Source organism: Massilia jejuensis, from assembly GCF_042656795.1.
Lineage (GTDB): Bacteria > Pseudomonadota > Gammaproteobacteria > Burkholderiales > Burkholderiaceae_D > Telluria > Telluria jejuensis.
On the sequence record NZ_JBHSMS010000047.1, the window covers coordinates 111,921 to 123,698 of the forward strand.

An 11,778-nucleotide genomic window follows, 5' to 3' on the forward strand; every position below is an offset into this window, starting at 1 on the left:
GGCGGTCGAGGCCGCGCTGCCGGCCCTGCGCCCATGATGCAGGCGCAGGCGGCGCCGCGGCGCACGCCTGCGGTTCAATGACAACGCTCTCGCGGCGCGCCCGGCAAGCAGCCCGCGAGACGCCAGGCACGCGTGCGAAGAAGAAGCCGCCGGCGTAGGATGGCTGCAGGAGCTGCGAGGGAGACGCCATGAAAGCATCGGACGTGTTGATCGTGGGCGCCGGCCCGAGCGGGCTGGTGCTGGCCCTGTGGCTGAAGGCCATGGGCGTCGACGTGCGCATCGTCGACGCCGCCGGCGGACCCGGCACGACGTCGCGCGCGCTGGCGATTCAGGCGCGCACGCTCGAACTCTACCGCCAGCTCGGCCTGGCCCAACCCGTGCTCGAGGCCGGCTACCCGATCGACTACTTCAACCTCTGGGCCGAGGGCAAGCATCGCGCGCGCATCGCGCTGGGGGCTGTCGGCGCCGGCTTGACGCCCTACCCTTTCCTGCACATCTACCCGCAGGACAGGCATGAGCGGCTGCTGGTCGAGCGCCTGGCGCAAGCGGGACTGGAAGTGGAACGCAATGTTTCCCTGTCCGGCTTCGACGAACATGGCGACCATGTGGTGGCCCGGCTGCACGACCTGCACGACGTCGAGGAACGCTGCGCCGCGCGCTGGCTGATCGGCTGCGACGGCGCCCGTTCGGCGGTGCGCAATGCCATCGGCGTCGGTTTTCCGGGCGGCGCCTACCGCCAGATGTTCTACGTGGCCGATATCGAGGGCGACAGCCCGGCCCTGAACGGCGAGCTCAACGTCGACCTGGACGAATCCGACCTGCTGGTCGTGTTCGCGACGGCCCCCGGCGGGCGCGGGCGGCTGGTGGGCACGGTGCGCGAGGAACTGGCCGAGCGCGCCGAATCGCTGCAGTTTGCCGACGTGGCCGGACGCGCCATCGACAACCTGATGATCAAGGTCACCCGGGTCGACTGGTTCGCGACCTACCGCGTGCACCACCGCATTGCCGAACACTTCCGGCGCGGGCGCGCCTTCCTGGTCGGCGACGCCGGCCACATCCACAGTCCCGCCGGCGGCCAGGGCATGAACAGCGGCATCGGCGACGCCGTCAACCTGGCCTGGAAGCTGGCCGCCGTGCTCCAGGGCCAGGCGCCGGAAAGCATGCTCGACAGCTATGAAGCCGAACGCCTGCCCTGCGCGCGGCGCCTGGTGGCCACCACCGACCGCGCCTTCGGCTTCCTCACGGCCGACGGGCCCGTCGCGGAGATCGTGCGCACGGGAATCGTGCCGAGCATCATGCCCCTGATCGGCAGGCTGCCTTCCGCGCGCGAGTATTTTTTCCGCACCATTTCGCAAACGCTGCTGCGCTACCGCCACGCGCCGCTCAATGCTGGCCGTGCCGGCAGGGTGCGCGGCGGCGACCGCCTGCCCTGGGTTGCCTATGACACCGGCGACAATTTCGCGCCCCTGCCCAAGCCCGGCTGGCAGGCCCACCTGTACGGCAGCGCGCGCCCGGACGTGATCACCTGGTGCGCCCTGCACGGCGTGCCGCTGCGCCAGTACGAATGGCATGCCGGCTGCGCGGCGGCTGGCCTGGCGCCCGGGGCCTGCTACCTGTTGCGGCCCGACACCTATGTCGGGCTGGCCGCGGGGACGCCGTCGATCGACGTGCTCGACGGCTACCTGCGGGCGAATGGCTTGCGCTTATGACGCAGCGCCATCCTTGGAAGCCATCCCAGCAGAAATCCGTCGTTGCTGATTCCCGCTGGAATAGGTTCTTAGTGTTTCTTGCCGCCGCCCGAGACCTTGTTCTCGGTTGCCCAGGCGCGCCGTTTCGCCTCGGCCGGCGGCGTGCCCTTCTTCTCGTAACTTTCCTCGATATGCTTGGCCTGACGCTTTTGCTTATCCGTATAGGACGATTTATCTCCACGTGACATGGTATTTTCCTCCTGACAATGTTGGTGTGGGCGGCCTGCGGCGACGCGCCCACGGTGGCGACGCGGCTATGGCGGTCCCGTCGGCCGCGCCTGGGCGCGCGTGCCCGGCACGCCCGGCCCGCGCTGCGTGCGGCCGGGCCGGCGCCCGGCCGGCGGCTCCACCCGCGTCACCAGCACGGCGGCGATGCGCCGATCCTCGACCTCGGCCACCTCGAAGCGCAGGTCGTCGAGCGTGACGCGTTCGCCCACCGCCGGCAGCGTCCCCAGGCGCTCCAGCATGAAGCCGGCCATCGAGGCGTAATCGTCGCTCTCGCTCACCAGCGCATCGATCCCCAGCTCCTGCTGCACGTAATGCAGGTCGGCCGCGCCGTCGATGCGCCAGCGGCCGGGCGCCTGTCGCACCACGGCCGGCTGCTCGTCCTCGTCGGGGAATTCGCCTGCGATCGCCTCCAGGATGTCGATCGGCGTCACCAGTCCTTGCAGGGTGCCGTATTCATCGGCGATCAGGACCAGCTGGCCATGCGAGCGCTTCAGGGTATCCATGACCCGCAGCACGTCGCCCGTCTCGGGAATGATGATGGGCGTCCTCAGATGGGCCGGGTCGATGCGCCCGCCCAGGGCCAGGTCGGCCATCAGGTCGCGCGCGCGCACCACGCCGATGATCTCGTCGAGCTGCCCCTTGCAGACCGGGAAGAAGCTGTGCGGCGTGACCATGATCTGGCCGCGGATCACCTCGGCGCTGGCGTCGATGTCGATCCAGGAAATGTCGGCGCGGTTGGTCATGATCGTGCGGATCGAGCGCTGCGACAGGCTCAGCACGCCGCTGACCATGTTGCGCTCGGCCGGCTCGAAGGCGTCGGCCGGACGCGCCGCCGCCGGTGCCGTGGGCGCGCCGGGCGGCTCGCTTTTCCCGCCCAGCATGCGCAGGATGGCGTCGGCGGTGCGCTCGCGCAGCGGCAAGCGCGCTTCTTCCCTGGCGAGGCTGCGGCCCGCGAGCTGGTTCAGCGCTTCGATCACGACCGAGAAGCCGATCGCCGCGTACAGGTAGCCCTTCGGAATGTGGAAGCCGAAGCCTTCGGCCACCAGCGACAGGCCGATCATCAGGAGGAAACTCAGGCACAGCACGACGACGGTCGGGTGGGCGTCGACGAACCGGGTCAGCGTGCTGGAGGCGAACAGCATCACGCCCATCGACACCACGACCGCCGCCATCATCACCCACAGCTCGTCGACCATGCCGACCGCCGTGATCACCGAGTCGAGCGAGAACACGGCGTCGAGGGCGATGATCTGCGCCACGACCACCCCGAACGCGGCGTAGTCGACGACGCCGCCGCGTTGCGCCGCCCTGCCTTCTATGCGTTCGTGCAATTCCATGGTGGCCTTGAACAGCAGGAACAAGCCACCCGCCAGCAAGATCAGGTCGCGCCCGGAAAAGACCAGGCCGCCCAGCGAGAACAGGGGTGCGGTCAGGGTGACGAGCCAGGACACCATGGTCAGCAGGGCGATCCGCATCAGCATCGCCAGCAGCAGGCCGAGCAAGCGCGCGCGCTCGCGCTGCTCGGGCGGCAGCTTTTCCGCGAGGATGGCGATGAAAATCAGATTATCGATGCCAAGGACGATCTCGAGGACGACGAGCGTGGCAAACCCTATCCAGATGTTCGGGTCGACAAACCATTCCATGCTGCGCCTGGCCTCCTCGATGCGATGTTGTTCCCTTGCGGCGCGAGATGCGCGGGAACCGGCGCCGCATGCGGACCGGTCCCGGCCGGCCGGGGCTTACACGTAGGCCGGCATCTTCGGCAACAGCTTGTCGAGCGTGATCGGATAATCGCGCACGCGCACGCCGGTGGCATTGTAGATGGCATTCGCCACCGCCGCCGCCACCCCGCAGATACCGAGCTCGCCGACGCCCTTGGCCTTCATGGGCGAACTGGTCGGATCGGTCTCGTCGAGGAAGATCACCTCCTGGTGCGGGATATCGCCGTGTACCGGCACTTCATACCCGGCCAGGTCGTGGTTGACGAAAAAGCCGATACGCTTGTCGACCACGAGGTGCTCCATCAGGGCCGCGCCCACGCCCATCGTCATGCCGCCGATTACCTGGCTGCGGGCCGATTTCGGATTGAGGATGCGCCCGGCCGCGCAGACGGCCAGCATGCGCCGCACCCGTACTTCGCCGGTGGCCGCGTCGACCCCGACTTCGACGAAATGGGCGCCGAAGGTCGATTGCTGCATTTTCTTTTCGAGGTCGCCGTATTCCATCATGTCCTCGGCGCTGATTTCGCCGTCCCTGGCGGCCTGGGCCAGCGGCACCGTCTTGCCGCCGGCGCGCACGCCGCCGTCGATGAACTCGGCCATGGCCGGGTCGACACCGAGCTTGGCGGCGATCGCCTCGCGCAGCTTGACGCAGGCCGCGTACACGCCGGCGGTGGACGAGTTGCCGCCCCACTGGCCGCCCGAACCGGACGATACCGGGAAGCTGGAGTCGCCCAGGCGCACCACGACGCGCTCGATCGGCAAGCCCATCATTTCCGCCGCGGTCTGGGCGATGATGGTATAGCTGCCGGTGCCGATGTCGGTCATGTCGGTTTCGATCGTGACCACGCCGTTGCGCTCGAGGCGCGCGCGCGCGGCCGACTTCATGTTCATGTTGTTGCGGAAGGCCGAGGCCACGCCCATCCCGACCAGCCAGCGGCCGTCGCGGAGCTTGCCGGGTTCGGCGCTGCGGTTCTTCCAGCCGAAGCGCTCGGCGCCCTGGCGCATGCATTCGACGAAGCGGCGCTGCGAGAACTTGCGCGAGCGTTCTTCCGGGTCGACCGTCGTGTCGTTGACGATGCGGAAGGTGACCGGGTCCATTTTCAGCTTTTCCGCCATCTCGTCGACGGCGATTTCGAGCGCCATCATCCCCGGCGCTTCGCCCGGCGCGCGCATGGCGTTCGCTTCCGGCAAGTCGAGCACGGCCAGCTTGAGCTGCGTGAACCGGTTCGCGCCCGCATACAGCAAGCGGGTCTGCTGGACCGCCGTTTCCGGCTGGCCGCCGGGCAAGTCGCCGGAGGTGCTCTCGTGGGCGATGGCCGTGATCCGTCCTTCGCGCGTGGCGCCGATGCGGATGCGCTGGATGGTCGACGGGCGGTGCGTGGTGTTGTTGAAGATCAGCGCCCGCTGTAGCGCGACCTTGACCGGACGGCCCGCGGCGCGCGCGCCGAGCGCGGCCAGCAAAGCTTCCGAGCGCAGGAACAGCTTGCCGCCGAAGCCGCCGCCGATATACGGCGAAATCAGGCGCACATTCTCCTTCGGAATGCCGAGCGTCTTCGCCAGGTCGCCCTTGCCCCAGTCGATCATCTGGTTCGCCGTCCACAGCGTGAGCTTGTCCCCTTCCCACACCGCCAGCGACGCATGCGGCTCCATCATCGCGTGCGACTGGTCGGGCGTGGTGTAGGTGGCGTCGAGCTTGACCGGCGCGCTCGCAAATCCGGCGGCGAAGTCGCCGACCTTCGATTCCGGCTTGTCTTCCTTCTTCGGCAGCTTGGCGCTGCCCTTGACCTCTTTCAGGTCGTATGCACCTTTAGTCTTGACGTATTCGATCTTGACCAGGCCGGCGGCGGCGCGCGCCTGCTCGAAGGTCTCGGCCACCACCACGGCCACGGCCTGGTGGTAGTGCTGGACTTCGGGGCCGGCCAGCAGGTGCGCCGTGTTGAACTTGCCCTTGCCGAGCTTGCCGGCGTTTTCATACGTGACGACCGCCAGCACGCCGGGTGCGCGTTTCGCGGCGGCGCTGTCGATCGAGGCGATCCTGCCCTTGGCGACGGCCGCGCCGATCACATGGCCGTAGGCGGCGTTCGGGGCCGCCGCGTGCTGCTCGTAGGCGTACGGCGCGGTGCCCGTGGTTTTCATCGGACCGTCGATGCGGTCCAGCGGTTTGCCGACGACCTTCAGCTGGTCGATCGGGTTGGTCGTGGCGGGTGTGGTGAATTTCATGCCCTCAGCCTTTCTTTGCGTCGGCCAGCACGCTCTCGAGCGTGCGCCCGATGAGTGGGACCTTGTAAGCGTTCTCGCTCGTCGTCTTGGCGCCGGCGAGCAGGGTGTCGAGCGTGGCGCGGGCGCCGCGCGGCAGGACCGCGTCGGCCGCCGGCACGCGCCAGGGCTTGTGCGCCACGCCGCCGAGGGCGACGCGTCCGCTGCCGTCTTTCTGGACGACGGCGGCCACCGCCACCAGGGCGAAGGCATACGAGGCGCGGTCGCGCACCTTGCGGTAGGTATGGAAGCCCCCGAGCGGACGCGGCAGCACCACGCCGGTGATCAGTTCGCCCGGCTGCAGGGTCGTCTCGATATGCGGGGTGGTGCCCGGCAGGCGATAGAAGTCGGCGATCGGGATCACGCGCGTGCTGCCGTTGGCGCGCACCGTCTCGACGCCCGCGTCGAGCAGCTGCATGGCTACCGCCATGTCGCTCGGATGGGTGGCGATGCAGGCCTCGCTCTGGCCGACGATCGCGTGGTTGCGCGTATAGCCGCCGATGGCCGAGCAGCCGCTGCCCGGCATCCGCTTGTTGCAGGGCAGATTGGTATCGTAGAAGTAGGGGCAACGGGTGCGCTGCAGCAGGTTGCCGGCGGTGGTGGCCTTGTTGCGCAGCTGGGCCGAGGCGCCGGCCAGCAGGGCGCGCGAGAGCACGGCATAGTCGCGCCGCACGCGCGCGTCGCTGGCGAGCTCGGTATTACGGACCAGGGCGCCGACCCGCAGGCCGCCGCCCTCGACCGGCTCGATGCGGTCGAGTTTCAGGCCGTTGACGTCGATCAGGTGGGGTGGCGCCTCGATCTCGAGCTTCATCAGGTCGAGCAGGTTGGTGCCGCCGGCGATGAAGCGCGCGCCGGGGTTGTTCTCGGCCGCGGCGGCCGCCTCGGCCGGGGAACGGGCGCGTTCGTAAGTGAAGGCCTTCATGCTTTTTTCTCCTGGCGTGGCGCGCCGGCGACTTCGGCGATCGCGTCGAGGATGTTCGAATAGGCGCCGCAGCGGCAGATATTGCCGCTCATGCGTTCGCGGATTTCATCCATGCTCAGCAGCGGTTTCACGTTCAGGTCGGCACTCACGTGGCTCGGAATGCCGGCGCGGATTTCCTCGATCACCGAGAGCGCGGAGCAGATCTGGCCCGGCGTGCAATAGCCGCACTGGTAGCCGTCGTGCTTGACGAAGGCCGCCTGCATCGGATGGAGCTTGCCGGGGGTGCCAAGGCCCTCGATGGTCGTGACCTCGTCGCCGTCGTGCATGACCGCCAGGCTCAGGCAGGAGTTGATGCGGCGGCCGTTGACGATCACGGTACAGGCGCCGCACTGGCCCTGGTCGCAGCCCTTCTTGGTGCCGGTCAGTTTCAGGTGTTCGCGCAGGGCGTCGAGCAGCGTGGTGCGCGTGTCGACGTCCAGCTCGCGCCGCTGGCCGTTCACGCGCAGCGTGGTCTTCGCGCTGGCCGGCGGCGGATTGACGGGCTGGCGCGCGCCCGCCTGGGCCGCGGCCGTGCCGGGCATGGCGGTGGCGGCGGCGGTCGCGGCGGCCGCCCCGGTTTTCAGCAAGTCGCGGCGCGACAGTTTCAAGTCGCTCAAGTCGTCCATCATGTTCGTCAAGCCTTTTGAAGTGTGGGCGCGTCGCAGCGCCCGGCGTGGATGGTTTCCAGCCGGGACGCGCGAGCGGCCCTCTGGGAAGTCGTCTTATGATAAAGACATTCATGAAGGTGGGCGGCACGGTTGACCGCGCACCGGCGTGGTGCGCCCTGGCGCCGTGGCGCCCGGTTCGCAGCGGGCTGGGCTGGCACGGATTCATGAGCGGAACGCATGAATCGGCTGTTAGAATCAGTGAAAATTCTCATCGACTGCCCGACCGATTCCAGGAGCCCGCCCCCATGGCCCGCGACAACCTCGACGACCTGCTGGTCTTTTTCGCCGTCGCCCGCGAGCGCAATTTCACGCGCGCCGCCGCCAGGCTGGGCATGACCCAGTCGGCCCTCAGCCACATCGTGCGCGCGCTCGAGGCGCGCCTGGGGGTGCGCCTGCTCACCCGCACCACGCGCAGCGTCTCGCTCACCGAAGCCGGCGAGCGCCTGCTGCAGAACGTGGCGCCGCGGATCGAGGAGATCGAGGCGGAAATCGCCGCCATCAGCGAACTGGGCGGCAAGCCGGCGGGCACGATCCGCATCACCGCCGTCGACCATGTCATTTCCAGCGTGCTGTGGCCGCGCATCGCGCCCCTGCTGCCGCTCCACCCGGACCTGCACGTCGAACTGAGCGCCGACTACCGCATCGTCGACATCGCCGCCGAACGCTACGACATCGGCGTGCGCCACGGCGACCAGGTCGACAAGGACATGATCGCCGTGCGCCTGACGCCCGACATCCGCATGCGCATCGTCGGCGCGCCGTTCTATTTCGCCGATCGCGCGGCGCCCGCCTCGCTGGCCGATCTGATGCAGCACAACTGCATCAACCTGCGCCTGGCCAGCAGCGGCGGCATCTATGCCTGGGAACTGCGCCATGAGGGCCGGGACGTCGAAGCGCGGGTGCGCGGCCAGGCGGTGTTCACCGATGCGGGCCACATCCTGGAAGCGGCGCTGGACGGGGCCGGCCTGGGCTTCCTGCCGGACGAACTGGTGGCGCCGCACCTGGCCGCCGGGCGCCTGCGCAGCGTGATGGAAGACTGGTGTCCGCTCTGGCCCGGCCTGCATGCGTACTACCCCAGCCGGCGCCATTCCTCGCGCGCGCTGGGCCTGGTGATCGACGCGATCCGCCACAGGGCTTAAGGAACGCGCGCCCCGGCGCGCACGCGGCGCGGTCGGGAACGGGAGCCGATGCCGCATGCCTGTCCCGCTCAGGCGCCGGCCTTGAGCGAGGCCATGTCGATCACGAAGCGGTACTTCACGTCGCTTTTCAGCATGCGCTCGTAGGCGCCGTTGATCTCTTCGATGGCGATGGTCTCGATGTCCGCGGTGATGCCGTGCTTGCCGCAGAAGTCCAGCATCTCCTGGGTTTCCGCGATGCCGCCGATGAGCGAGCCGCCGACCGATTTGCGGTTCATGACCATCGGCACCGTGTTCAGGGCCGGCTCGAGTTCGCCCAGGTAGCCGACCAGGACCAGCGTGCCGCCGGTGGCCAGGGTCGGAATGTAGGGATTGAGGTCGTGCACGTAGGGCACGGTGTCGATGATGAGGTCGAACCGGCCCGCGACCGCGGCCATCGCGCCGTCGTCGGTCGACAGCACCACCCGGTGCGCGCCGAGGCGGCGGGCATCGTCTTCCTTGCCGGCCGAGCGCGTGAACAGGGTCACGTCCGCGCCCAGCGCATTGGCCAGTTTCAGCGCCATGTGGCCGAGCCCCCCGAGGCCGACGACGGCGACCTTGCTGCCCGGGCCGACCTTCCAGTGGCGCAGCGGCGACCAGGTGGTGATGCCGGCGCACAGCAGCGGCGCGGCGCCCGCCAGGTCCAGTCCCTGCGGCATCTTCAGCACGAACCTATCCGAGACGACGATGCGCTCGGAGTAGCCGCCGTGGGTCGGCGTCCCGTCGTGACGGTCGAGCCCGTTATAGGTGTAGGTGGCCTGGTTCTCGCAATACTGTTCGTAGCCGTGTTCGCAGGGCGCGCAGTGCTGGCAGGAGTCGACCATGCAGCCCACGCCGACGCTGTCGCCCTCCTTGAAACGCGTGACCCCGGCGCCGACGCCGACCACGCGGCCGACGATCTCGTGGCCGGGCACCACCGGATACATCGAATTGCCCCAGTCGTTGCGGGCGGTGTGCAGGTCGGAGTGGCAGACGCCGCAATACAGGATGTCGATGACGACATCGCTTGGCCGCGGCGCGCGGCGCGCGACGGTGAGCGGCGCCACATCGGAAGTGGGGGAAGTGGCGGCATAGGCGCGTACATCCATGGGTGTTTCTCCTGGCTGGGTGTCGATGCGGCGACTCTAACCCGGCCGGGGACCCATGATAAGGGCGCATTAATGACATACGCTTATGAACTGGCGTCATGAATGGACCCGCCGGCACGGTGCCGGCGGGTCCGGGTCCTGCGCCAGGACCGCGCTCAGCGCGCCAGGCGCGCGGCGCGGCGCCGCAGCGTCGCCAGTCCCAGCGCGCCCAGGCCGAGCAGGGCCAGGCTGCCCGGTTCCGGCACTTCGGTCAGGAAGCCGCGGATCTCGCCGCCGGGAAAGGCCGTCGTGTGGATGTTGAGGTAGCTGCGTCCCGACGCCAGTCCGGCCAGGAAGGCCAGCCGCGCGCTTTCCACGGTGCCGCCATTGCCGGCGATGAAAGTGGCGTTATAGGTCGCGGCATTCGACAGGTCGAAGGTTTCGCGATGGGTCCCTTCCGTCACCCCGATGGGAAAGGCGAAAAAGGAAGGCAGCGCGGTCGCCACCCCGGCTCGGGCGGTGAATGGATCGACGGTGCAACAGTGGATGTGCGAGGCCGTGGTCGGGCCCAGCAGGCCCGAGAAGGTGGCCCGCAACGTCATCGTGTTGGCGGCCTCGTCGATCAGGACCGTGGTGCGGCCGGTGGCGGGCGACTCGTTGCGGGGATCTTCGGCCGGACCGCTCAGTGCCGCCCCGTATTTGATCACGGCGGCATTCGCCATGCCGGCGCAGCACAGCAGCAAGGAGGTGGACAAACCGAGAACAAGACGTTTCATGACGAATCCTCCGAAATGGGTGTGCCTTGTAGCGAGCATAAAACGTGCCGATCGGGGCGCACGGGGCGTCGGGCGGCGCGCGCACTGCCGAGCTGTAAAGACGGTCGACACGCGATCGATACCGGCCGTCATCGCTCGATGCCTCGTGGACTCTTCCCGCTTGCCCGGCGTCGCTTGCCCGATGCCCGCCGCCGGCCGGCCACGAGCGTCTACTGCGCCCGCCTTTGCGCATTGTCGCGCGTGCGCGAGACGGCGCGGCCGGCCAGGCGTACACTCGTGATGGCGAAAACGCTTTTCCCACTGTGTCCTTGCGCAAGGAGACGACATGTACAAAACAATCGTGGTGCACGTCGACGACGGCCGCGGCATGGAAGCGCGCCTGCGCGCGGCCACGCTGCTGGCGAAGGCCTTCGACGCCCATCTGGTCGGCAGCGCCGCCACCGGCATGTCCTGGCCCTCGTACGCCTTGCTGACCGGCTCGATGGCGGTCACGCCGATCGACGAATTCCACGCCATGTGCGACACGGCGCGCGCCAGCCTGCGCAGCTTCGCCGAACGCGCGCGCCGGCTCGGGGCGGAGTCGGTCGAGGAGCGCCTGGTCGAGGACGACCACCGGCGCGCCCTGCTGCTGCAGTCGCGCTATGCCGACCTGGTCGTCACCAGCCAGGACACGCGCGGGCTCGACACCGTGCGCGGCCTGCCGCAGTACGTGGCCGTGCATGGCGCGCGGCCGCTGCTGGTGGTCCCGGAAGGCTACGCCGGCGCGCCCCTCGGCGACGACATCGTGGTCGGCTGGGATGGCAGCGCGCAGGCGATCCGCGCCATCCACGCGGCTTTGCCGATGCTGGTGCGCGCCTGCAGCGTGCGCCTGGCGCTGGTCAACGCCGACGCCGAGTCGGGCCTGCACGGCGAGGAACCCGGCGCCGACATGGCCCTGTACCTGGCGCGCCACGGCGTGCGCGTCGACGTGGTGAAGGAAGAGACACGCGGGCCGGTCGGCGAAGCGCTGCTCGGCGTCGCCCGCGACTGCGGGGCGGGCTTGCTGGTGGCCGGGGCATTCGGACACAGCCGCTACCGCGAGCTGGTGCTGGGCGGGGTGACGCGGGTGTTGCTGCAGGAGAGCGAGTTGCCGGTGCTCGTCGCGCATTAGCCGGCGGCGGCCGCCGCCGGCCGGGACC

Annotated in this window: 10 protein-coding genes; 3 read left to right on the forward strand and 7 right to left on the reverse strand. The window is 69.0% G+C overall.

What is annotated here, in order from left to right; genetic code table 11:
* Positions 1-188 precede the first annotated feature (188 nt).
* Positions 189-1,709 (forward strand): FAD-dependent monooxygenase, encoded by a 1,521-nt coding sequence (locus ACFPOU_RS15840; RefSeq protein ID WP_379723181.1) that lies wholly within the window; start codon positions 189-191, stop codon positions 1,707-1,709.
* A gap of 68 nt (positions 1,710-1,777) precedes the next feature.
* Here ACFPOU_RS15840 and ACFPOU_RS15845 read toward each other — a convergent pair whose 3' ends face one another.
* The 5 genes from ACFPOU_RS15845 to paoA all read right to left on the reverse strand — a co-directional run bounded on the left by ACFPOU_RS15845 (position 1,778) and on the right by paoA (position 7,540).
* Positions 1,778-1,936 (reverse strand): hypothetical protein, encoded by a 159-nt coding sequence (locus tag ACFPOU_RS15845; protein WP_379723185.1) that lies wholly within the window; start codon positions 1,934-1,936, stop codon positions 1,778-1,780.
* Positions 1,937-2,002: 66 nt separating this feature from the next.
* A complete protein-coding gene (locus ACFPOU_RS15850) occupies positions 2,003-3,619 on the reverse strand; it encodes a TerC family protein (protein ID WP_379723188.1) in 1,617 nt (538 codons plus the stop codon).
* Positions 3,620-3,715: 96 nt separating this feature from the next.
* Positions 3,716-5,917 carry an aldehyde oxidoreductase molybdenum-binding subunit PaoC gene (gene paoC / locus ACFPOU_RS15855; protein ID WP_379723191.1) on the reverse strand — a complete coding sequence of 734 codons (2,202 nt, stop codon included), beginning with the start codon at positions 5,915-5,917 and terminating at the stop codon, positions 3,716-3,718.
* Between the two features lie 4 nt (positions 5,918-5,921).
* A complete protein-coding gene (locus ACFPOU_RS15860; protein WP_379723194.1) occupies positions 5,922-6,875 on the reverse strand; it encodes an FAD binding domain-containing protein in 954 nt (317 codons plus the stop codon).
* On the reverse strand, positions 6,872-7,540 hold the full coding sequence (paoA, locus tag ACFPOU_RS15865) for an aldehyde dehydrogenase iron-sulfur subunit PaoA (RefSeq protein ID WP_379723318.1): 669 nt from the start codon (positions 7,538-7,540) through the stop codon (positions 6,872-6,874). The genes ACFPOU_RS15860 and paoA overlap by 4 nt, the downstream gene beginning before the upstream one ends.
* 287 nt (positions 7,541-7,827) lie before the next feature.
* Here paoA and ACFPOU_RS15870 point away from each other — a divergent pair, with 287 nt between their 5' ends.
* Positions 7,828-8,721 (forward strand): LysR family transcriptional regulator, encoded by an 894-nt coding sequence (locus ACFPOU_RS15870; RefSeq protein ID WP_379723197.1) that lies wholly within the window; start codon positions 7,828-7,830, stop codon positions 8,719-8,721.
* Positions 8,722-8,789: 68 nt separating this feature from the next.
* On the opposite strand, the gene ACFPOU_RS15875 is transcribed toward ACFPOU_RS15870, so the two are convergent.
* Both ACFPOU_RS15875 and ACFPOU_RS15880 read right to left on the reverse strand, forming a co-directional pair.
* Positions 8,790-9,845 carry an NAD(P)-dependent alcohol dehydrogenase gene (locus ACFPOU_RS15875; protein ID WP_379723200.1) on the reverse strand — a complete coding sequence of 352 codons (1,056 nt, stop codon included), beginning with the start codon at positions 9,843-9,845 and terminating at the stop codon, positions 8,790-8,792.
* Between the two features lie 155 nt (positions 9,846-10,000).
* Positions 10,001-10,600 (reverse strand): CHRD domain-containing protein, encoded by a 600-nt coding sequence (locus tag ACFPOU_RS15880; protein WP_379723203.1) that lies wholly within the window; start codon positions 10,598-10,600, stop codon positions 10,001-10,003.
* 325 nt (positions 10,601-10,925) lie between these two features.
* Between ACFPOU_RS15880 and ACFPOU_RS15885 the strand changes: the two genes are divergently transcribed.
* Entirely contained in the window at positions 10,926-11,750 is an 825-nt protein-coding gene (locus ACFPOU_RS15885) for a universal stress protein (protein WP_379723206.1), read from the forward strand.
* Positions 11,751-11,778: the final 28 nt, after the last annotated feature.

Excerpts from the sequence above, each read along its gene's own strand:
- ACFPOU_RS15840 (WP_379723181.1), top strand. The coding sequence starts at position 189 with ATGAAAGCATCGGACGTGTTGATCGTGGGCGCCGGCCCGAGCGGGCTG.
- ACFPOU_RS15845 (WP_379723185.1), bottom strand. The coding sequence starts at position 1,936 with ATGTCACGTGGAGATAAATCGTCCTATACGGATAAGCAAAAGCGTCAG.
- ACFPOU_RS15850 (WP_379723188.1), bottom strand. The coding sequence starts at position 3,619 with ATGGAATGGTTTGTCGACCCGAACATCTGGATAGGGTTTGCCACGCTC.
- paoC (WP_379723191.1), bottom strand. The coding sequence starts at position 5,917 with ATGAAATTCACCACACCCGCCACGACCAACCCGATCGACCAGCTGAAG.
- ACFPOU_RS15860 (WP_379723194.1), bottom strand. The coding sequence starts at position 6,875 with ATGAAGGCCTTCACTTACGAACGCGCCCGTTCCCCGGCCGAGGCGGCC.
- paoA (WP_379723318.1), bottom strand. The coding sequence starts at position 7,540 with ATGGACGACTTGAGCGACTTGAAACTGTCGCGCCGCGACTTGCTGAAA.
- ACFPOU_RS15870 (WP_379723197.1), top strand. The coding sequence starts at position 7,828 with ATGGCCCGCGACAACCTCGACGACCTGCTGGTCTTTTTCGCCGTCGCC.
- ACFPOU_RS15875 (WP_379723200.1), bottom strand. The coding sequence starts at position 9,845 with ATGGATGTACGCGCCTATGCCGCCACTTCCCCCACTTCCGATGTGGCG.
- ACFPOU_RS15880 (WP_379723203.1), bottom strand. The coding sequence starts at position 10,600 with ATGAAACGTCTTGTTCTCGGTTTGTCCACCTCCTTGCTGCTGTGCTGC.
- ACFPOU_RS15885 (WP_379723206.1), top strand. The coding sequence starts at position 10,926 with ATGTACAAAACAATCGTGGTGCACGTCGACGACGGCCGCGGCATGGAA.